Source organism: Streptomyces sp. NPDC091280 (genome assembly GCF_044768565.1).
In the GTDB taxonomy this organism is placed as follows: Bacteria; Actinomycetota; Actinomycetes; order Streptomycetales; family Streptomycetaceae; genus Streptomyces.
Genome location: NZ_JBIVUZ010000002.1, coordinates 14955 through 36162, shown reverse-complemented (window position 1 = coordinate 36162; position 21208 = coordinate 14955). Strand labels below are relative to the sequence as shown.

Below are 21208 nucleotides of genomic sequence, written 5' to 3'. Positions count from 1 at the left end.
CGCGGTCGCGCGGAGCGGGAGAAGGTGGTGCGTACCGCGCGCTGGGCCGATGGCCCTCGGGAGCCGGATTCCCCGTCGGGGGCCGAGAGTTCACCCGTCTCGTCGGGCGGGACGTCGAACCGATCGTTGAACGGATCGTTGTGCGGAACGATCGGTCCGCCGGTGCGGGGCTCGGCTCCGCGCCCCGCCTCGTCCAGGACCCGCATCCCCCCGCCGCCGGCCGCCACGATCCCTCCGGTGAACGCCGGATTCCCGTGGGTGGCCAGCGCGGCTGCGAAGTCCGGCGTGATCACGGGCGGCATCGCGCCCAGCACCCGCTGGACCGGAGCCGTAGAACGCCATGCCGGGCCGGGGGGACGGGACGGAGCCGGACCAGGCTCAGCCGACGACGTGCTCGGCGCGTCCGGGGCGGGGTCCGGCGCGGTGCCCCGCATCCGGCCCCGGACCCCGGCCAGGAATCCCGCCATGTCGGTTCACCTCTCCTCGTGGTTCAGCAGTGCCGCGGTCCGCTCGACGTATCTCCTGCGGTCCGCGTGTTCCAGGTCCAGCAACTCCCCCAGCCCCCAGCCGAGATGGAAGCCGAGGTACGCGACCTCCTCGTGCAGGCGGTCGGCCGCGTACGTCACGATTCCCCCAGGCGGCTCCCGGCCAGTTCCACTTCGAACGGCTCCGAGCAGTGCGGGCAGGACACCGCCGCGCGGGTGTGGCCCTCCGCGTTGATCTGCCGGTAGAAGTCCTGGAGGAACGCGAGGTCGGAGGCGAACATGTTCTCCACCACCCCGTCGTGCACCGAGGGGAGCGTGCCGAGGCGGGTGATGACGCGGCCGAGCAGGACCACCGACAGGTAGGCGGGGTTCTCCTGGACGCGCATGTCCCGCAGGGGGACGAGTTCGTCCCGGGCGGTGGACAGCCGCATCGTGCCGGAACGGTGGAGCGTCCCCGACTCGTCGACGTAGCCGCGCGGCAGTTCGAAGGCGAACTCCGTACGCAGTTCCGCACGCAGGTCGGTACGCGACTCCGTCCGCGACTCCGCCGCTGTGGAGACGGCAGGCGCGGGCGGCGGGGTCGGCGCGGAGCCGGCGGCAGGTGGCTCCGCCGTGGCAACGCCCCCCGCCCGCGCGGCCGTTCGCCTGATCACTCGATGACCAGCTCTTCGAAGACGATGGTCACCTGCTCGGTCAGCGCGGAGGTGTCCCCGGCCTTGACCCCGCTGGTCTCCACCTTGCTGCACCAGGCGTTGCGCATGTTGTAGCGCTTCACCGGGCTGTTCTGGTAGTCCATCATCATGATCGTCGCGTTCTTGCGCGCGGCGCCCATGTTGCCCGCGATGGAGTCGTTGATCCACGACGTGAACGCCGCCGACTCGGTCATCCCGCGCGTGACCGTGCACTCGCCGGCCTTCTTCACGCCGGGCATCTTCTTCGTGACGGGCTTGCCGTCCGCCGAGACCTGCTGGTACTCGATGACGTCCTGTTCGACGGAGAGGCCGCTGACCTCCTGGAGGTACTCGACCATGACGCCGTCGATCTGGAGGCCGAAGTTGTGTGAGGTGAGGGCGTCACCGGGCTGAAGGGACATGCGTGTTGGCTTCTCTTTCCGAAGTCGAGGGATCGGGAGAACCGATCAGAGAACCGATCAGAAAACCGATGAGAGAACTGGTCCGAAAACTGGTCGGGGAAGGCGGTCGGTCACGGGCGTCACTCGGACGATTCGCCCGTGCCGTCCGAGAACTGGGCCAGCCGGAACACCACGAACTCGGCGGGCTTGACCGGCGCGATGCCGACCTCGCACACCACGCGCCCGACGTCCACCGACTCCGGCGGGTTCGTCTCGGCGTCGCACTTGACGTAGAAGGCCTCTTCGGGGCGGGAGCCGAACAGGGCACCGGCCCGCCACTCGTTGACGAGGAAGGCCGACACGTTGCGGCGGATACGGGCCCACAGCGCCTCGTCGTTGGGCTCGAAGACGACCCACTGGGTGCCCGCGAGGATCGACTCCTCCAGGTAGTTGAAGTAGCGGCGGACGTTCAGGTAGCGCCAGGCCGGGTCGGAGGCGACCGTGCGCGCGCCCCACACGCGGATGCCGCGGCCGGGGAAGGCGCGGATGCAGTTGACGCCGATCGGGTTGAGCAGGTCCTGCTCGCCGCGGGTGATCTGGAGTTCCAGGTCGACCGCGCCGCGTACGACCTCGTTCGCGGGCGCCTTGTGGACCCCGCGTTCGGAGTCGTTGCGGGACCAGATGCCCGCCATGTGGCCGCTCGGCGGGACCAGGCGCTGCCGGCCGCCGGACGGGTCGAAGACCTTGATCCACGGGTAGTAGAGGGCGGCGTGCGCGGAGTCGTAGCCGGCCGTGTCCTGGCGCCAGTCGCGGATCTGCTGGGCGTTCATGCCCGGGGGCGGGTCCAGGATGGCCATCCGGTCGCCCATCAGCTCGCAGTGCGCGATCATCCCCAACTGGACGGCCTTGACGGCGTCGAGGTCGATGGCTCCGCGCTCGTAGGCGGCCATCAGGTCGGGGACGGCGACCATGGTGATCGCGTCCAGCGCCTCAAGGCCGCCGAACCCGGTCCGGTCGGCGGGGTCGCCGAGGAACTGGCCGCTGGTGAGGGCCTCCGGTGCCGGTGCCGTGGCCGGTGCGGACGCGGTCACCGCGGCCAGGCGTACCGCCCCGTTCGCGGGCCGCGCCAACTGGCCCGCGGGCGCGGCCTCTTCGACGGCGATCAGCTTGGAGCGCTGCTTGACCTGGGTGACGACGTAGTTGCGGTTGCTCTTCTTCGCCGAGACGTCGAAGGTCTCCAGGACCTTGTCGCCGTCCTTGACGGTGAGCGTGAACCGGTCGTCGGGTCCCTCGCCGGAGGTGTCGGAGACCTCGACGGCGGGGGCGTTCCCGAGGCCGGCGCCGTCCAGCGCCGAGACCTGGAAGGTGCCGAGGGTCGCCTCCCAGGCGGATGCCTCGATCGCCCGGCGGCTGCCGGAACCGGCCCCGACCCCAACCCCGGTCCCGGACGCGCCCGCGCCGCCGACCCGTACGACGTAGGCGGCCGTACCGCCGTTGTTGAAGTAGCCGTAGACCGCGTGGGCCAGCAGGAGGCCCTCGGTGAAGTCGCCGAAGGCGGCGGTGTATTGGGACCAGTTGGTCACCAGCATCGGTTCGTTCAGCGGCCCGGTCGGCGCCAGGCCCACGAAGGCGGCCACCGAGGTGCCCGCCCCTTCGATGGGGCGGGATCCACTGGCCACCTCCTCGACGTAGACGCCGGGGGAGAGATAGGTGGGCATGGTGGCTTCTCCTCGTATGACACTCGTATGGCATTCGTACGACAGCTGGGTGGTTGCGTGGGTCCAGGCTGGCGTGGGCGGGCCCGGCGGGAAACGGCCGCCCGGCAGGCTCTTGGGGCCGACCGTGATGGCCGTACGGCCAGTGCCGCAGGGGACATCGGGCCGGACCTGGCCCGTGGGACGCCCGGGGGACGGGGACGGCGGGGCGGCCGGTGGCCGTACGGCCGGTCGTCCGGCCACCGAACCGTGCCCGGCCGCTTCTGACGTGCGCGCGAGCCGGTTCCTACGGTGGCCGCGTGACCACCTTCGCCTTGCTCGAACCCGCCTCAGCCGCTGTCGATCCCGGATCGAGCGCGGTCGCGACCCTGCGGCTGCGCAACGACGGCGACACCGTCGAGGAGTACCGGCTCTCCGTCGTCGGCGACCCCGCCGAGTGGACCCGGGTCGCCCCCGACACGCTGCGGCTCTACCCCGGTGACGAGGGGTCGGCGGAGGTGGTGTTCACCCCGCCGCGCTCGGCGGGCACGACGGCCGGCACGGTCCGGTTCGGGGTCCTCGTGCATCCGCGCGAGAACCCGGAGCTGTCGAACGTGGCCGAAGGCGTCCTGACCGTCTCGGCGTTCGGTGAGATGCGGGCCGAGTTGCTGCCCGTCACCGTGCGCGGGCGGCTGTCCGGGCGGCCCCGGGTGGCGGTCGACAACCTTGGCAACTCGACGCTGTCGACCGGCATTTCGGGGAAAGACGACGAGGACGTGCTGACGTTCCGGCCCGTGCCCGAGCTGGTGCGGGTCGCGCAGGGGCGGACCCGGCTGGCCCGGGTCCGCATCCGGCCGAGCGGGGTGAAGCTGTTCGGCCGGCCGGAGCGGTATCCGTTCGCGCTGACCGTGACCCCCGCCGCGGAGGGGGACGCCCCCGCCCGGCCTGCCGCGTTCCCGGGCGCTGCCGGGGCGGTCCCGCCCGCCCAACTGCGCGGCACCTTCATCCGGGTGGCCCTGTTCCCGAAGTGGCTGCTCGTGCTGCTGGGGCTGCTGCTGGCCGCGGCCGGGGTGTTCGCCGCGCTGTGGTTCGTTCCGCGGCCCTCGCTCGTCTCGAACGCGGTGGTCCGGCAGCAGTCGGCCGCCGCGCCGGCCGCCGCCGCGCTGCCGGCCGCGCCCGCGTCCCAGGCGCCACCGCCCGCGCCCAGCCCGTCGGCCGCCGCCTCCTCCTCACCCCCACCCTCGCCCTCACCCTCGCCGTCCGCCTCTCAGTCCGAGGAACAGCAGCAGAGCGGCGGCCAGGACCAGGGCGGCGGGCAGCAGGCCACGGACCAGGCGGGCAACAAAGTGGTGACCATCCGCAGTGTCCAGAACGGCAAGGACCTCACCGTCCAGGACGGCGGCACCGGCGACGGCACCCCGGTCGTGGTCTCCGACTGGACGGACAAGCAGCAGGGACTCAACCAGTTCTGGGCCCAACTCCCGTTCTCCGACGGCACGGTGGCCCTCACCCCCGGCAACTCGCCGGACAGCGTCCTCGACAAGACCGACGGTCAGCCGCAGGTGCGGATCCGTACCGTCCAGGGCGGCGACACCGCCGTACGCCAGGGCCAGGTGCCCGCGCTCCAGCGCTGGCGGCTGCAACCGGTGTCGGACGGCGTGGTGACGATCGTCAACGCGCAGACCGGCGAGTGCCTGACCAACACCGGCGACAACGCCCAGGTCCAGGCCCTGGCCTGCGACGACCGCTTCGCCTCCCTCCAGCAGTGGCGGCTCGGGGACTCCTGAGCACCGCAGCCCGACAGAAAGGCGGGTCGCCGTGCGCCCCCGCGTCCAGCCCCCCAGGCCCGAGAAGGCCGAGCCCCGGCCGCCGTCCCGGGTGCCCGACTCCCGTACGGAACAAGGCGGTTCACCGGGTGCGCTCTCCCCCGCGCACGTGGCGCAGCTGCAACGGACCGCCGGGAACGCGGCCGTCCTGCGCGCGGTCGAGGAGGCCCGGCATACGCACGGGGCCGGCTGCGGGCACGCCTCCCCCGCCCAGTCCTCCCCCGTCCAGCGCTCCTCCGTCCAGCGCTCCTCCGTCCCCGAAGTGCTCCGCGCGCCCGGCCGTCCGCTGGACGCCCCGGTCCGCGCCGAGATGGAGGCCCGCCTCGGCGCCGACTTCTCCGACGTACGGCTGCACACCGGCCCCACCGCCCGGCGTTCGGCGGCGGAGATCGGGGCCCGCGCCTACACCTCCGGCAGCCATGTCGTGCTCGGCGCGGGCGGCGGCGACCGGCACACCCTCGCCCATGAGCTGACCCATGTGATCCAGCAGCGCTCCGGCCCCGTCGCGGGCACGGACGACGGCACCGGGCTGCGGGTGTCCGACCCGTCCGACCGGTTCGAACGGGCCGCGGAGGCGGGCGCGACCCGCGCCCTGGCCGGTCCCGTTCCCGGTCCCGTTCGCGACGGCGCCGTGTCAAGAGGGCGTGGTGACGTGGCCGCCGTCCAGCGGGTGTCGCTCGGCGAGGTGGCCGAGAAGGTCGCGGATCTCGCGCCCGCCGGAGACGCGAACAACCAGTTCACCGGGGCGTCGGTCGCCGGCGGCTACAAGGATCCGAACGCCGCCACGAACGCCGCGCAGTACGGCGGTGTCGTGGGTTCCGCGTTCGGTGTGGCCACTTCGTCGGCGGGGGTGCTGGCCCAGGCCGCCAACGTCGTCCGGGCGCGCAAGGGGATGCGGGGCGCCACCCCGGGCACCGCCGCGTACCACGTGTACGACCGCGAGGTGAAGGCCGGCGGGGCGGGGACGGCCGAGCAGGGGCTGGGTTTCGTCAGTACCTCCACCGGTCTGGCCGCTGCCGTGATGAACCTCAGGGGGGTGGCCCAGGAGGTCGCGGGCGGGGTGGGCGCCGCCTCTTCCGGGGCCGGGTTGCTCGCCGGTCTGGTGCAGAGCGTCCGCTTCATCAGGAAGGCGGACAAGGCCCGGAGGCGGCTGGACGCGTTGCGGACGCTCATGGCCGACGAGAACGCGCCCGGGCAGGCGCTGGAGGCCGCGAACCGCGAGGTGGCGGAGCTGGAGCGGGCCGTGCTGGAGGGCCGGGCCGATGTGGAGCAGTGGCATCGCGACTTCCAGAGCGAACTGCGCAAGCAGGCGGAGGGCCGGTTGAACGGGGCGGACGTCGACCACTCCCGGCTCGTGCAGATGCTGGGGCTGGAACCCAGGATCAAGGAGATCGAGGCGGAACTGCTGGGGAACGAGGCGGAGTTGGCAGCCGCGAGGCTCCGGCAGCAGGAGCGGCAGGACGTCTCGGAGAAGATGGAGAGCGCCCTGCGGACGCAGACGGAGAAGGTCCGGCACTACAACGAGGGCGCACCGGCCGATGTGTCCCTGCGTGAGATCCAGGAGTACGCCGCCGGGAAGAACAGTCGCGGTGTGACCGTGAAGGCCATCGGCGCCGTCGCCGCTCTGCTGGGTGTCGGCGGGTCCGTGGCCGCGCTGGTCGCCGGGGCCGCCCTCGCCGCCGGTGTCGCGGCCGGGGCCGGTGTGCTGGTCGCGACCCCGGTCGGCTGGGCCCTCGCGGGCGCCGCCGCGACGGTGGCCCTCGGTGTCGCCGGCTGGAAGACCTGGCGGTTCTTCCAGCACCGCTGGGAGCAGAGCGCGGCCCAGGGCGGCACACAGGGCCCTGCCCCCACGCTGGGCGCACGGCTCCGGGACACGCTGGCCTTCTGGAAGAAGTCCGGTCCCAACGAGCGGAACCAGTACGCCGCCGCGCTCTACGAGATGGCGCGTGACGAGACACAGGCCGAACGCGCCGGGGAGGCGCGTCGGACCCTGGTCGCTCTCGGTCTGGACTGGGCGGAGCTGAACGGTGATCCGGAGCGCGGCACCAAGCTCATCGCCGCCAAGTTCGCCTCCACCGCGTAGAACCCTCCGGAGCCCGAACCGGGGCGCGGACTCTACGAGTTGTCGTCGCGGCCGACGATCAGCCGCCCGGCCTTCCGGTACTCCCGGACCGCGCCGGTCAGCAGGTCGTCGGTCGTGACGCGGCCGTCCCGGCCGGCCGCGGCGTAGGCGGCGGTGACCACCGCGCCCCGGATCGAGCCGCCGGCCAGCGTGAAGTCCCGCGCGCACGGGCCGGGATCGACGTCCTCGGCGCAGGGCACCCGGGCGAGGCTCTGCCACCACAGGGCCAGGCGCTGGTCGGCGTCGGGGAAGGGGAAGTCGACCACCAGGTCGAGACGGCGGGTGAAGGCGTCGTCGATGTTGGCGCGAAGGTTGGTGGTGAGGACGGCGATTCCGTCGAAGGACTCAAGTCGCTGCAACAGGTAGGCGCTCTCCAGGTTGGCGTAGCGGTCGCTCGCCTCCTTCACCTCGGAGCGCTTGCCGAACACCGCGTCGGCCTCGTCGAAGAGGAGCACGGCGTCGGTGCGGTCCGCGTCGGCGAAGATCCGTTCGAGGTTCTTCTCGGTCTCGCCGACGTACTTGTCGACTACGGCGGACAGCTCCACCACGTACAGGTCCACGCCCAGTTCGCCGGCGAGGACTTCCGCCGCGAGGGTCTTCCCGGTCCCGGACTCGCCGGCGAACAGGGCGACCACTCCATGGCCGCGTCCGCCGCCAGCCCGCAGCCCCCACCGGCCGAGCACGCGCTCGCGCTGCCGGGCACGGACCACCAACTCCTCCAGCAGTGCGCGCGGTTCGGCCGGCAGCACCAGGTCCGTCCAGCCGACCGCGGGTGTCACCCGGCGCGCGTGCCGGTCCAGCGCGGGCGCCGACTGCTGGCGGGCGCCCCGCTGCACATGGGCGGCGGTCAGCGGCCCGCCGTCCAGCACGGCGAGCGTCCGCGCCGACCGGGCCGCGCGGCGGATCTGTTCGGGGGCGAGCCGGTACGGCGCCACGGCCGCCGCCAGGTCGAACCCCTCGGCGTCCGCGCCCAGTTGGGCCGTCCAGAGCGGGCCGGTGTCGTCGGCGCCGGGCGGTGCGTCGAGGCAGAGCACATCACCGTCGGCGGACCAGCGGGGGTCGAAGGGCGCGCTGCCGAACAGCACCACGGGTACGGCTCCCGGCGACTCCAGGGCCCGTACCAGTGCGCCCGCCTGCTCCGTCTGCTCCGGCATCGGCCCGACCACGAGACCCGCCCCGCGCAGTCGCGCCTCCCGCAGCAGGACGGGCACCAACTGCCGGTCCCCGTACGCCGGGTCGTGACGCAGCACCGGAAGACCGGCCGCCGCGAGCGCCTCCGCGGCCGTCCCGGACTCCGTGCCGCGCCCCTTGAGGTAGACGGTGGCGGGGCGGGCGGCGAGGAGCGCGCCGAGCCGGGACACGAAGGGGCTCGCGGCGGTCTCCCCCGTCAACAGCTCGACCACGCCCAGGAGTTCACCGTCGAGGCGGGTGTCCCCCAGCAGATAAGCGATCACCCGCTCCGGCACCCGCAACGCCCGCCCCGGCAACGGCCGTTCGGCGTCCTCCAGGGTCAGCAGGCCGGCGGCCGACAGCGGGGCCCCGGGATGGAAGCGGGCCCGCGCCGCCGGGTCGTGCGGTGCGAGCCCGGCCAGTTCGAGGGCGAGGGCCACACTGGCGCGCCGGCGTCCGACGTCGTCGTTGAGGTAGCCGTACAGGGGCTCAAAGTCCCGGTCCACGTCCGGTGCCAGGGCAGCGAGGAGGATGTGCGTGTCCAGGGGCGTGAGCCCGAACCCGGTGGCCAACTCGCCCAGCGCGTCGTCCGGTTCGGCTCCCCCGTACGCGTCGTCGAGCCGTACGGGTGCCCGCTCGGGCCCGTGCAACAGGTGCTCGACCCGTTCGGGCGACACGTACAGTCCGCGCAGCGGATCGTCCGCCGACGGGTCGTGGGCGCCGCGGGCGTCGGTCAGGGCGCTCACGCGTTCCTTCAGCAGCCCGAGCCGCTTCAGCAGGGCGTCGCTCACCGCGGCTCCCGTCGTCGGGCCGGAACCGTCGAACTGCCTTCGGCCGGGCGGCCGTCGGCAATGCCGTGCGGGTGGGCGATGTCGTGCAGGTGGGCGACGGCGGGTTCCAGGACCGGCGGTGCCACCGTGTAGTCCGGCGAGACCGGCACCGGCGCGATCACCACGACGTCCAGCGAGGGCTTGAGTTCGCCGCCGAGCGCCGACCAGATGTCGGCGATGGAGCGGGACTCGGCCGGCGGCACCCCGACCGTGAGCGGGATCGCCGCGCCCAGGGCGAGCAGGGTGGAGCCCTCCAAGTGCTCGGCGGGCAGCACCTCGTAGGGCAGCAGTCCGGCGAGGACGGCGGACAGCAGCCGGTGTTCGTCCTCCGTGCGCTTGGTCCAGGCCGTGACCAGGTACGACAGCCGGAACCAGCGCGGCGGCTGGCGGCGCTCGGTCACCGTGCCGGCCGCGTCGCGCAACGCCATCGCGCCGCGCTCCCGGCGGGCCACCTCCTCACGGATGTCGTACAGATAGGCGTCCACGGTGGGCGCGTTGCGGCGGGCGGCCCAGTCGCGGGTGGGCGCGTCGAAGACGACCTCGGCCACGCCCGCGGGCAGCGCGCGGGCGCGCAGCAGCCGTCGCAGGGCCTCGTCGATCTCGTGGATCACCGATGGTTCTCCGGTCCGTCGTGGCGCGGGCGCCGAGGCGGCCTCACAGGTATCCCTCCCGCAGCGCGAACGCCACCGCGTGGGCCCGGTTGCGCAGCTGCATCCGGGTCATCAGGCCGTGCAGGATGTTCTTCACGGTCCGCTCCGAGTAGGCGAGCTTGCCCGCGATCTGCCGGTTCTCCAGCCCTTCGGCCACGAACCGCAGCACCTCCACCTCCCGGTCGGCGAGGCCGGTGACCGAGGTCACCACGGAGCTGCCCGAGCCGTGCCGTCCGAGCTGGACGAGCAGCCGGTTGAGCAGGTCGGGCGGGACCTCGCTGTCGCCGCGCGCGGCGGACCGTACGGCCTGCTCCAGCCGTTCGGCGGTGGCCTGGTGGCGCCATACGAAGGTGTGCACTCCGCAGGCGACCGCGGTCAGCAACTCCCGCTCGCGCAGCCCGTCGACGACCAGGACGACCTGGCGGGACTCGCCGCGGACCAGTCGGCGCAGCGCCGTGGTGGCCGACGCGTCGATGCGGTCGGCGAGTACGACGGCCACGGAGCGGCGGCCGACGGCCCGCATGGACCGTTCCAGGACCTCGATGTCCGGGTGGCCCCGCAGGCAACTGGTGACGCCGGCCCTCGACAGCGGGTCGTCGGCGTGCACGGTCACGGTGATCAGCTTCGTCGTCATGGATGTCTCCCCCCATGGGGTGCGGGCCCGGGACGCGGGCGTGTGCCCCGCGTCCCGGGCCCGGCCGGGCCGGTCAGTAGTCGCTGTCCTTGGCCTTCCGGCCGTCCGGTGCCACGGCGAACCAGGTGCCGCCGACGCCCTCGCCGCTGGTCTCGCCGGCCGCGGTGTCCTTGGAGAACCGGTAGACGGGCCAGCCGCCGATGGTCACCTGGTTGGTGCCGTCGGGCCGCTGGACCGTGGAGATCTTGTCCCGGTCCAATCCCTGGAAGACGATCTTGTCGTTGGCGAGGACCGGCGGCCAGGTCACCGCGCAGGCGCCCACGCAGGTCGCCTTGGACGGGTCCGGGGAGTCCGGGTCGAACCGGTAGAGCGTGAAGCCCTCGCCGTCCACGACGGTCGCGCCGAGCTTGTCGTTGTGGCCGAGCTGCACGGTGGCGGGCCAGTAGCCGCCGGACGGATTCGTCGACTGCGAGGGCTGGGCGGCCTGTGAGCCCTGTGCGGCCGGCGCCCCGCTCGCGCCGGTGCTGGATGCGGCGGCGGGCGGCACGGAGGCCGCCGAGACCGCCGCCGGACTGCCGGAGCCGCCGCATCCGGAGAGCAGCAGGACGCCACTGAGCGCGGCGACCATGCCGAAAGATGCGTAGGAACGCGTCATTACTTATCCCTTGGTGTTGTTCACGTGTTGAAGGGCGAGAACGCCCGGGAGGCCGCACTGTGGTGGTCCGGCGCGTCGGGGCGCCGAACACGAGCGGGAGGCACATCGGGGGGTCCCGTGCCGAGCGGCCACGGCGTGTGCCAAGTTAGGGAGCCCCGCTTGACGACGAGTGAGGGAACGGTGAACCGGCGAGCGGCGAGTGGACAGCTTGTGGACCGCTCCATCGGTTCCGGTCCATTGCCAGTGGTCCAACGGCACCGGTCCATCGGTTCCGGTCCGGTGGGTCCCGGCCCGTCGCCTCCCGCGCGGCCGACCGCAGTCGGCTCGCCCGCGACGGCGGCATGGTGGCGCGGACCGTCTCGCGGACCAGGTCGTGCGCGAACCGGAACGAGAACGGGTCGTCCGGACCCGGCTCCAGGATGCCGAGGGCGGTGAGCGGCTCCAGGTGTTCGAGACAGCTCTCGGCGTCGGCCCCCACCACCCGCGCGAGCAGGCCGAGTTCGACGTCCGGGCCGATCAGCGCGGCGGCCTGGACCAGGTCCCTGGTGTCGCTGTCGAGGCAGGCCATCCGGTCCAGTACGACGTCCCGCACCGTGGTCGGCACCCCGGCGCGGGCCGCGGTGGCGTCCGTGAGCGCACCGCCGTCGGCGAGCAGCCGGATCAGTTCCCGTGCGAGGAACGGGTTGCCGGCGGTGCGTGCGTGGAGGGTGCGGGCGGCGTCGGGGACGGTGGCCCGGCCCGTCTCGTGGCGGACCAGTTCGGCCACGGCGTCCGGGGTGATCGGGCCGAGCCGGAACCGGCGGTGGCCGGAGGTCCGGCTGACCGCGGCGAGGGTGCGGGACAGCCGTGGGCCGGGTGCCGGTGCCCGGTCGCGCAGCGCGCCGAGGAGCACGGTGCCGCCCGGCAGCCGGGCGGCCACATGCCCGAACAACTCCAGCGAGGCGCCGTCCGCCCACTGGAGGTCGTCGATCACCAGGACCACCGGCCGCTCGGCCGCGGCCTCCCCCAGGACGGCGACCACGCGCTCGAACAGGCGGAAGCGGACGCCGCCCTCGGGTAATACCGTTGCCGTGAACTCGTCGCCGGGCGGCTCGACGAGCCGCCCGAGTTCGCCTTGCAGCCACTTCTCCCGGGCGACGGACGGCAGTGCGTCGACGAGCGCGCCGATCGCCTGCGCCCACGGCCACATCGGGGGCGTTCCCTCGCCGTTGAGGCAGCGGCCCCGGACGACGAGTGCCCCGCGTCGGGCGGCCTCGGCGGCGGCCTCCTCCAGCAGGTGGGTCTTGCCCACGCCCGGCTCGCCCTGGACGATGCCGACAGCCGTGCCACCGGTGAAGGCCGGTTCCATGGTCCGCCGCAGCGCCGCGAGTTCCTTGGTCCGGCCGACCAGCGCGCCGGCCGTACCCGCCGACGGGCAGCCGACGCGGCTGTCCGTGTCCGTGTCCATGCCCATGTCCGGGTACGGGTGCGAGCGCGGGTCCGGCTCCGTCGCGGTCGCCGGTGGCGGGGTGCGTGTCAGTACCTGCCGGTGGGCCGCCAGCAATGTCGGACCGGGGTCGACGCCGAGGTCTTCGACGAGACGGGCCCGGACCGCGCCGAACACGGACAGCGCCTCCGCCTGCCGGCCGGCGGCGGCCAGAGCGCGGACGAGACCGGCCTGGACCGGTTCGTGCAGAGGAGCCATCGACGCGGCCAGCTGCAACGCGGGCAGCACCCGCTCGGGCCGGGGCAGCGACACCGCGAGGTCGGCCGCCGCCACGCACGCCTCGTACAACTCGGCGTCGAGGGCGGCGAAGACGGACGTCATGGTGCGCCCGTGGGCCAGACCGTCGCCCGCTGGACCGCGCCAAAGCCCCAGCCCCCGCACGTAGTGGTCGAGGGCGGCCTCGTACCGCCGCTGCGCGCGGGCCGCCTCGGCCCTCACCACGTGTTCGCGGAAGACCGCCAGGTCGAGCGTGCCGGGGGCGACGGTGAACAGGTAGCCGTTGCCGCGGCGCAGGATGAACGAACCGACGCCGCGGACGGGGAGCCCGGGCTCCAGCAGGCGCCGCAGGACTCCGACGTACTTGTGGATGACGTTCAGGGCGCTGGCCGGTACGTCGTCGTCCCAGATCAGGTCGATGAGTTCGGGGGCGCTGATCGGCTTGCCCGCACGGGCCAGGAGAAGAGCGAGCACGCGGGTCTGCTGCCGCGGTCCGGGGTCCAGTTCGACACCGCCGTGCCAGATCCGCGGCGGACCGAGGATCTGGAGCCGCAGCGAAGCGTCTTCGGCCGGCCGTCCGTCGCCGGACGGGATGGAACGAGTTGGTACCGCCACGCCTGCAACTCCCGATCATCGGTGCAGGCCCGGTGCTCACGGGTGTGATGGCGTACCTACCGGACAGGAACGGTGCGGGCGCTGCGCGGCCAAGACAACCGGCCGGGTGTCTACGGCACGTCTACTTCCGCTCCACGGACCGTTGACGCGTGTCGCACCCGCCGTCCGTCGTCCGTCGTCGGCTCGGGAACCTACCCATTCCCCGCCGACTCGGCATCCACAAAGCTTCCACTTTCCGTCAATCGATTCTCCGTACCGTCGGCCGGAGAACACGAATCGCATCCGTGAGATGTCACCCGACTGCGAATGGATCCAGGAATGGCATTGTCGACCGCACCGGCCATCGGCGGGCTGCACCACTTCGCTTTCACCGTCCGCGATCTCCAGGCCAGTATCGCCTGGTACCAGAACGTGTTCCAGGCCGAATTGGTGGACGGGGATCTGCCGCACTACGGCCGCGAGTGGACGGGGTTCGCGCGGCTGCTCATCGAGCCGCGTACCGGACTGGCCATCGGCCTGCACCACAACGAGAAGAACCAGGGCGAGGAGTTCGACGAGATCCGTACCGGACTCGACCACATCGCGCTGCGCGTGGAGGGACGGGAAGGGCTGGAGGCGTGGGCGGACTGGCTGGACGCTCTCGGCGTCGCGCACTCCGGAATCCAGAGCAAGAAGGAGCCGTTCGTCTTCTCGACCCTTGTCTTCCGGGACCCGGACAACATCCAGTTGGAATGCGTGGCCCTCGACGTCTGAGGAGCGGATTCCGCCGACACATTCCTAACTCACCACATCTGAAGGCGAGATACAGAGATGACCGAATTCACGACTGCGGACGGCGTGCGGATCTTCTACAAGGACTGGGGAAACGGACAGCCGATCGTCTTCAGCCACGGCTGGCCGCTCTCGTCCGACGACTGGGACGCGCAGCTGCTGTTCTTCCTCCGCCAGGGGTTCCGGGTGATCGCCCACGACCGGCGCGGCCACGGCCGTTCGGCCCAGACGGACACCGGCAACGACATGAACCACTACGCCGACGACCTGGCCGCCCTCACCGCGCACCTGGACCTCCGCGACGCGGTCCACGTCGGGCACTCGGCCGGTGGCGGCGAGGTGGCGCGCTACATCGGCCGGCACGGCGAGAGCCGCGTCGCCAAGGTCGCGCTGATCGCCGCCGTGACCCCGTCGGTGATCCAGACCGCCGACAACCCGGCCGGCGTCCCGAGGGCGGCCTTCGAAGGACTTCAGGCCCAACTGGCCGCGAACCGCAGTGAGTTCTACCGTGCGGTGCCGTCGGGCCCGTTCTACAACTTCGACCAGCCGGGCGTCGAGCCGTCCGAGGCGGTCGTGGCCAACTGGTGGCGGCAGGGCATGATGGGCGGCGCCAAGGGCCAGTACGAATGCGTCGACGCGTTCATCCACGAGGACTACACCGAGGACCTGAAGAAGATCACCGTCCCGGTCCTGGTCATGAACGGTGACGCCGACCAGATCGTGCCCTACGCCACGTCGGGCCCGCGCGCGGTGGAACTCGTCGAGAACGGCGAACTGCGGACGTACGCGGGTCTGCCGCACGGCATGCCGACGACCCACGCGGACGTCATCAACAAGGACCTGCTGGCGTTCGTCCAGTCCTGATCCCTTTTCCACGCGGAAGGAGTCAAGTCCCCATGGGGAACGCGAACTTGCGGAACGTCCTCGTCACGGGAGCCGGTACCGGTTTCGGCTACGAGACGGCCATGCGCCTGGCGGAGAAGGGGTTCGACGTCATCGCCGCCGTCGAGATCTGGGCCCAGGTGCAGACCCTCAAATGGCGTGCGGCCGAGCGCGGGGTCAAGCTGCGGGTGGAGAAACTCGACGTGACCGACGCGGGCGACCGCCGTAAGGCGCTCGGCTGGGGCGTGGAGATCCTGGTGAACAACGCCGGTGTCGGCGAGGGCGGTTCGACGGTCGACATCCCCGAGGCGAACATCCGGAACCAGTTCGAGGTCAACGTCACGGGACCGCTCCTGCTCACCCAGGGCATCGCGAAGCAGATGGCCGGGCGGCGGGCCGGCCGTATCGTCTGGGTCTCCTCGCGCGAGGGCCTGAACGTCAATCCCTTCACCGGGATCTACGCCGCGTCCAAGCACGCGGTCGAGGCGATCGCCGAGACCATGGCCTACGAATTGCAGGAGTACGGCGTCGAGGTCGCGACGGTCAACCCTGGACCGTTCCTGACCGGCTTCAACGACCGTATGTTCCAGACCTGGGAGAGCTGGCCGGACGACGCGTCGGAGCGTCTCTTCGACCACTCCGAACTCGCCTTTCCCCGGGCCCAGTTCGACCCGGAGGCCGTCTACGTGACGCTGACGGCCGTCGCCGCCGGAGAAGTCGACAGCTTCCGCAACCTGGAGCCGAAGTCGATGATCGAGGAGACCCGGAGCCTCCAGGAGGTGCCGTGGAGGCGGAAGGTCACGGACGGCTCGGGGACGCGGCACCCGGCCATCCAGCGGTCGTACGACATGGACCCGGAGACGCCGGTATCGGGCTGAGGACTCCCCCCACCGTTTCGGAGGAACGCCATGCCTATCAAGCCAACCGTCCTACAGGACCCCTATCGCAATCGTGGCACCGCCTTCTCGCCGGCGGAGCGCGCGGAACTCGGGATCGTCGGCCGGCTGCCGGCGACGGTGGAGACACTGGACGAGCAGGCCGCCCGCGCGTACGCCCAACTCCGCGACCAGCCCTCCGACTTGCACAAGTACGTCTATCTCAACCGGGTCCTCAACCAGAACCAGGTGCTCTACTACAAGCTCCTGGGCGACCATCTCGCCGAACTGCTGCCGGTGGTGTACGACCCGACCGTGGGCGACGCCGTCGAGCAGTGGTCCACCGACTTCCGCGACTCACGGGCGGTCTACCTGTCGATCGACCGGCCGGAGGAGGTACGGGTCTCCTTCGCGTCGCTCGGGCTGGGCGCCGAGGACGTCGACCTGATCGTGGTGTCCGACGCGCAGGCGATTCTCGGCATCGGCGACTGGGGCGTGAACGGAACCGACATCTCCATCGGGAAGCTCGCCGTCTACACGGCCGCCGCCGGCATCGACCCCGCCCGTGTCATCGCCGTCAACCTGGACGTCGGCACGGACAACGAACAACTCCTCAACGACCCGCGCTACCTCGGGAACCGCCATGCGCGGGTGACCGGCGCGCGCTACGACGAGTTCATCGGCCGCTATCTGAGGACGGCCGCGGAGCTCTTCCCGCACGCGCTGCTGCACTTCGAGGACTTCGGACCGTCGAACGCGCGGCGGATCCTGGTGGAGAACGCCGGCACGTACCGGATCTTCAACGACGACATGCAGGGCACCGGGGCCATCGTCATGGCCTCCGTGCTCTCCGCCCTGAAGGTGACCGGACAGCGCTGGGCCGAGCAGCGGCTCGTGGTCTTCGGCGCCGGCACCGCGGGGACCGGCATGGCCGACCAGATCCACGCGGCGATGCTGCGCGACGGTGCGACACCCGAGCAGGCGAGGAACAACATCTGGCTCGTCGACGTCCACGGCCTGGTGACCGACGACATGGACCAACTGCCGGACTACCAGCGGGTCTACGCACGGTCCGCGGCCGAGGTCGGCTCCTGGGCCGACGGTGACACCGGCCTGCTCGCCACGGTCGAGCACGTCCGGCCCACCATCCTCATCGGCACCTCCACCGCCCACAACGCGTTCACCGAGGACGTCGTCCGGGCCCTGGCACGCGGGGTGGAACGGCCGGTCCTGCTGCCGTTGTCCAACCCCACCAGCCGTATCGAGGTCATGCCGTCCGACGCGGTGCCCTGGTCCGAGGGCCGGGCGCTGATCGCCGTGGGCGTCCCGGTGCCGCCGGTGGAGTACAAGGGCGTCACCTACACGATCGGGCAGGCCAACAACGCGCTCCTCTACCCCGGACTCGGTCTCGGCACGATCGTCTCCGGCGCCCGGCACGTCACCGACGGCATGCTGCTCGCCGCCGCCGAGGCGGTCGCCGGCCAGGTCGACGTGTCGCGGCCCGGCGCCGCGCTGCTGCCTCCCGTCGAGAACCTGCGGGCGTCGTCGGCCACCGTCGCGATCGCCGTGGCCGAGGCCGCCGTAGCGGACGGAGTCGCGACGAGGACCCACGACAACCTGGTCCAGGCCGTCCAGGACGCCATGTGGCAGCCGGTCTATCCCAACGGCGTCGACGGAGCGCGGCGATGAGCGGTGCGGCCCGCCCGGCACCGGTGCTGGTGGACCTGCCGATCGGGATCCGGGCCGGCGGAACGCGGAAGGAATTCGACAGCATGGGCACCGTCGAGGTGCCGGCGGACCGCTACTGGGGCGCGCAGACGCAGCGGTCGCTCACCCACTTCTCCATCGGCGGCGACCGTATGCCCAAGGAGATCTACCGCGCCTACGGCTATGTGAAGAAGGCGGCGGCGCTGGTCAACGCCGCCGCCGGACGGCTGCCCGAGTGGAAGAGGGCGGCGATCGTGCGGGCCGCGGAGGAGACCGTCGCGGGCGAACTCGACGCGCACTTCCCGCTCTTCGTCTGGCAGACGGGCTCCGGCACCCAGAGCAACATGAACGTCAACGAGGTGCTCGCCAACCGCGCCTCACAACTGCTGGGCGGCACACCGGGAACCCAGCTGCCGGTCGCCCCGAACGACGACGTCAACATGGGGCAGTCGAGCAACGACACCTTCCCGACCGCCATGCACATCGCCTCCGTACAGGAGATCGACGACCATCTCCTGCCCCAGGCAAGGGAGTTGGCCGCCGTGATCACGGCCAAGGCGCGGGAGTGGGCCGGCGTCGTCAAGATCGGGCGCACCCACCTGGAGGACGCGGTGCCCCTGACGGTCGGACAGGAATGGTCCGGTTACGCCGCCCAACTGCGGGCCTGTGTCGAGGAGATCGAGCACGCCCGGGAGGGGCTGCTCGCGCTGGCGGCCGGCGGCACCGCCGTCGGGACGGGACTGAACGCCCCGGAGGGCTTCAGCCGCGAAATCGCCGCCAAGATCGCCGAGTTGACGGGAAAGCCGTTCGTCACGGCCGAGAACAAGTTCATGGCGCTGGGCTCGCTCGACCCGATGGTCCGGGCCCATGCGGCGCTGCGCGGGCTGGCCGTCGCCCTGATCAAGATCGCCAACGACATGCGGTGGCTGGCCTCGGGCCCGCGCACCGGATTCGCCGAACTGCTGCTGCCGCAGAACGAACCCGGCTCCTCGATCATGCCCGGCAAGGTCAACCCGACCCAGTGCGAGGCGATCGTCATGGTCTCGGTCCAGGTCCTCGGCAACGACTCCGCGGTGGCCTTCGCCGGCAGCCAGGGCAACTTCGAACTCAACGCGATGCGCCCGGTCGTCATCAGCAACTTCCTGCACTCCGCGCGGATCCTCGCGGACGGCATGGAGAAGTTCCGGACCTTCTCCGTCAGCGGCACCCGGCTCAACCGCACCAGGATCGACCAGTACGTGAACGAGAGCCTGATGCTGGTCACGGCGCTGAGTCCGGTCATCGGCTACCAGAACGCCGCGCACATCGCCGAGTCCGCGCTCGCCGGCGGCCGGACGCTGAAGGAGGCCGCCCTGGCGAGCGGCCACGTCGACGAGCGGACCTTCGACTCCCTCGTCGACCCGCTGTCGATGGTCGGCCACGGATACGAGGGCGCCTGACCCACGCCACCGGCAGCCCTCCCCCCTTCCCCCACACACATACACACAAGAACTCCGACTCAAGGAAGAGAAAGAAACCGATGCTCGGACTGTCTCGTCTCCGCCGTCCTCGCGCGATCGCGGCAGCGGTGGCCCTCACGGCCGCACTGGCCCTCGTCGGGACCGGCCACGCCGGTCTGCCCACCGCCGCGCACGCCCAGGGCCCCGGCCCCCTCCCCTGCACGGCACCCGGTCGCCAGCCGGTCACCGTGGTCCTCGTGCACGGCGCGTGGGCCGACTCCTCCAGCTGGAACGGCGAGATCAGTGAACTGCAACGCGCCGGGTGCGCGGTGCGCGCCGCCGACAACCCCGTCGAGAACCTCACCACCGACTCGGAGAAGGTCGCCGCCTTCGTCCGCGCCATCCCCGGCCCCGTGCTGCTGGTCGGCCACTCCTACGGCGGCGCGGTGATCAGCAACGCCGCGGCCGAGGCGGACAACGTCGTGGGCCTCGTCTACGTCGACGCCGCCGCGCCCGCCGTAGGAGAGCCCCTGAGCGCGCTCGACGGCAGCACCTCGGTGATCGCGACCCAGCCCGCCTCCGAACTCTTCGAGCAGGTCCCCGGAACCCCGGACGGGAACACGAACCTGCTGCTCACGGAGAACGCGTTCGTGAACTACTTCGGCGACGACCTGCCGAAGGACCGGGCACGCCAGTTGTGGGCCGCCCAGACCATGACCGCGACGCCCGCCATCGACACGCCGTCGCGCTACGCGGCGTGGAAGACCCTGCCGTCCTGGTACTTCATCTCCACCGGAGACAAGATCATCACCCCGGAGTCGGAGCTCGCGATGGCCCGTCGCGCGCACTCGCACGTGACCGTCTTCCACGGCGGCTCCCACCTCACCCTCGTCTCCCACCCGGACGCGGTGACGGCGGTGATCGCGAAGGCCCTGAGGAGCACCACGCGTTGACGCTGGTAGTTCCGTTACGGGCGGGGGGCCGGAGAAAGCAGACCGGTCCCCCGCCCGGTCGCGCGGACGGGTCACCGCGCTGTACCGCCGGACCGTGACGGTCCGGCTCTTCTGGCATCTGCCCCCGCACGGGGCCGGGTTGGAGAACCGCTGGAGTCTCACTCGGCCGGCCGTCCACGGGCGTGGCCTGGGACGGGACCGGTCTGCAAGGCTCGGGCGTGAGGTTCAACAGGCCGGCGGACGACCGCCGTCGGCCTTTCGACGCTCACGACGGGGGAGTTCCGCATGCCCAACTCCGCATCCCCATCCCTTCTCCACCCGAGCCCGTCAGCAGCGGCACCGAGTGGGAAAGCCGTCCTCGAAACCCTCCTGCGGCAGCTGGTGTTGGCCGTCGGGCCGCTCAACCTGCTCCAGGCGGGCTGCCCGGAGCCGTCCACCGTCGTCGCTCTGGCGGCGGGGCTGAGCGACAACGGGCGTGGGCGGCTCGTGTGCTGCGACCCGGAGTCAGAGCGCGCCCTGGCGGCCACGGCGGCCGTCGAGGCGGCCGGCTACGGCCGCCACGCCGAGGTACGGGTCGGCCGTCCCGAGCACCTGCTGCCCGGTGTGCCCGGCCCCGTCGACCTGCTCCTGCTCGGGTCCGCGCCCGAGTCGTACCTTCCGCTGCTGAGCCTGCTGGAGCCACGGATGCTGCCCGGCGCGGTGGTCGTGGCACACGGCGCCGGACGCTGCACGCAGTTCCTGGAGTATCTGCGGATGCCGGGCAGCGGGTACGTCTCCCTGCCCGTGTCGTTCGGCGGCGGTCTCGAAATGGCCGTCCGCGCCCGCTGACGCAGTGCGCACCCCGTCCTTCGGAGGGAGCACCATGCCCGAACAGCGCCCGCTCGCCGACCTCTTGGCCCGGATCCGACTGGGCCGGCTCGGCCAGGTCGGCCGACTGCTCGTCCGCTACTTCCTGCGCCCCGCGCTGAATTCACTGATCGCGCTCGGCGCCATGCGCGTCGGCCTGTACCTACAACCGGACCCGAGCGATCCGCTCGGCTACTCCGCGGCGGACATCGAAGACCTCCGCCGGCTCTACACCACCTCTCAAGTTCCCTTCCAGACGCGGCCTGAAGCCTGACCGCGA

Annotated in this window: 19 protein-coding genes; 10 read left to right on the top strand and 9 right to left on the bottom strand. The window is 71.9% G+C overall.

Annotation, left to right across the window (positions count from 1 at the left end; genetic code table 11):
• Positions 1 to 473 precede the first annotated feature (473 nt).
• From ACIQPR_RS06785 to ACIQPR_RS06770, 4 genes are all read right to left on the bottom strand, one after another.
• Entirely contained in the window at positions 474 to 626 is a 153-nt protein-coding gene (locus tag ACIQPR_RS06785; RefSeq protein WP_403643063.1) for a DUF6760 family protein, read from the bottom strand.
• On the bottom strand, positions 623 to 1135 hold the full coding sequence (locus ACIQPR_RS06780) for a hypothetical protein (protein ID WP_403644726.1): 513 nt from the start codon (positions 1133 to 1135) through the stop codon (positions 623 to 625). Before ACIQPR_RS06780 ends, ACIQPR_RS06785 begins: the two co-directional genes overlap by 4 nt.
• Positions 1135 to 1578 carry a phage tail protein gene (locus ACIQPR_RS06775; RefSeq protein ID WP_352345023.1) on the bottom strand — a complete coding sequence of 148 codons (444 nt, stop codon included), beginning with the start codon at positions 1576 to 1578 and terminating at the stop codon, positions 1135 to 1137. The genes ACIQPR_RS06780 and ACIQPR_RS06775 overlap by 1 nt, the downstream gene beginning before the upstream one ends.
• A 119-nt stretch (positions 1579 to 1697) precedes the next feature.
• On the bottom strand, positions 1698 to 3275 hold the full coding sequence (locus tag ACIQPR_RS06770; protein ID WP_403643060.1) for a phage tail sheath family protein: 1578 nt from the start codon (positions 3273 to 3275) through the stop codon (positions 1698 to 1700).
• A gap of 296 nt (positions 3276 to 3571) precedes the next feature.
• On the opposite strand from ACIQPR_RS06770, the gene ACIQPR_RS06765 reads away from it, so the two are divergent.
• Complete coding sequence (locus ACIQPR_RS06765) at positions 3572 to 5038, top strand: RICIN domain-containing protein (RefSeq protein ID WP_403643058.1); 1467 nt, start codon at positions 3572 to 3574, stop codon at positions 5036 to 5038.
• A gap of 31 nt (positions 5039 to 5069) precedes the next feature.
• Entirely contained in the window at positions 5070 to 7160 is a 2091-nt protein-coding gene (locus ACIQPR_RS06760) for a DUF4157 domain-containing protein (protein ID WP_403643055.1), read from the top strand.
• 32 nt (positions 7161 to 7192) lie between these two features.
• Here the strand turns inward: ACIQPR_RS06760 and ACIQPR_RS06755 are convergent, their stop codons facing one another.
• From ACIQPR_RS06755 to ACIQPR_RS06735, 5 genes are all read right to left on the bottom strand, one after another.
• Positions 7193 to 9160 (bottom strand): ATP-binding protein, encoded by a 1968-nt coding sequence (locus ACIQPR_RS06755; protein WP_403643052.1) that lies wholly within the window; start codon positions 9158 to 9160, stop codon positions 7193 to 7195.
• Complete coding sequence (locus tag ACIQPR_RS06750; protein WP_403643049.1) at positions 9157 to 9810, bottom strand: DUF4255 domain-containing protein; 654 nt, start codon at positions 9808 to 9810, stop codon at positions 9157 to 9159. The genes ACIQPR_RS06755 and ACIQPR_RS06750 overlap by 4 nt, the downstream gene beginning before the upstream one ends.
• Before the next feature lie 43 nt (positions 9811 to 9853).
• On the bottom strand, positions 9854 to 10483 hold the full coding sequence (locus ACIQPR_RS06745; protein ID WP_403643046.1) for a LuxR C-terminal-related transcriptional regulator: 630 nt from the start codon (positions 10481 to 10483) through the stop codon (positions 9854 to 9856).
• A gap of 73 nt (positions 10484 to 10556) precedes the next feature.
• Positions 10557 to 11138, bottom strand: a complete 582-nt coding sequence (locus tag ACIQPR_RS06740) for a hypothetical protein (protein ID WP_403643044.1) — start codon at positions 11136 to 11138, stop codon at positions 10557 to 10559.
• Between the two features lie 145 nt (positions 11139 to 11283).
• Positions 11284 to 13455, bottom strand: coding sequence for a BREX system ATP-binding domain-containing protein (locus ACIQPR_RS06735; protein ID WP_403643041.1), 2172 nt, complete (start codon positions 13453 to 13455; stop codon positions 11284 to 11286).
• Positions 13456 to 13773: 318 nt separating this feature from the next.
• On the opposite strand from ACIQPR_RS06735, the gene ACIQPR_RS06730 reads away from it, so the two are divergent.
• From ACIQPR_RS06730 to ACIQPR_RS06695, 8 genes are all read left to right on the top strand, one after another.
• Entirely contained in the window at positions 13774 to 14208 is a 435-nt protein-coding gene (locus ACIQPR_RS06730; RefSeq protein ID WP_403643038.1) for a VOC family protein, read from the top strand.
• 57 nt (positions 14209 to 14265) lie between these two features.
• The gene (locus ACIQPR_RS06725; RefSeq protein WP_403643035.1) at positions 14266 to 15090 is read left to right on the top strand and encodes an alpha/beta fold hydrolase; all 825 of its coding nucleotides are present in this window, start codon (positions 14266 to 14268) and stop codon (positions 15088 to 15090) included.
• Positions 15091 to 15122: 32 nt separating this feature from the next.
• Positions 15123 to 15986, top strand: coding sequence for an SDR family oxidoreductase (locus tag ACIQPR_RS06720; RefSeq protein ID WP_403643032.1), 864 nt, complete (start codon positions 15123 to 15125; stop codon positions 15984 to 15986).
• 30 nt (positions 15987 to 16016) lie between these two features.
• Positions 16017 to 17672 carry an NAD-dependent malic enzyme gene (locus ACIQPR_RS06715; RefSeq protein WP_403643030.1) on the top strand — a complete coding sequence of 552 codons (1656 nt, stop codon included), beginning with the start codon at positions 16017 to 16019 and terminating at the stop codon, positions 17670 to 17672.
• On the top strand, positions 17669 to 19129 hold the full coding sequence (fumC, locus tag ACIQPR_RS06710) for a class II fumarate hydratase (RefSeq protein WP_403643027.1): 1461 nt from the start codon (positions 17669 to 17671) through the stop codon (positions 19127 to 19129). The genes ACIQPR_RS06715 and fumC overlap by 4 nt, the downstream gene beginning before the upstream one ends.
• A gap of 80 nt (positions 19130 to 19209) precedes the next feature.
• On the top strand, positions 19210 to 20082 hold the full coding sequence (locus ACIQPR_RS06705) for an alpha/beta fold hydrolase (RefSeq protein ID WP_403643025.1): 873 nt from the start codon (positions 19210 to 19212) through the stop codon (positions 20080 to 20082).
• 285 nt (positions 20083 to 20367) lie between these two features.
• Complete coding sequence (locus ACIQPR_RS06700; protein WP_403643022.1) at positions 20368 to 20910, top strand: O-methyltransferase; 543 nt, start codon at positions 20368 to 20370, stop codon at positions 20908 to 20910.
• A 34-nt stretch (positions 20911 to 20944) separates the two neighbouring features.
• The gene (locus tag ACIQPR_RS06695) at positions 20945 to 21202 is read left to right on the top strand and encodes a hypothetical protein (RefSeq protein ID WP_403643019.1); all 258 of its coding nucleotides are present in this window, start codon (positions 20945 to 20947) and stop codon (positions 21200 to 21202) included.
• Positions 21203 to 21208 lie beyond the last annotated feature (6 nt).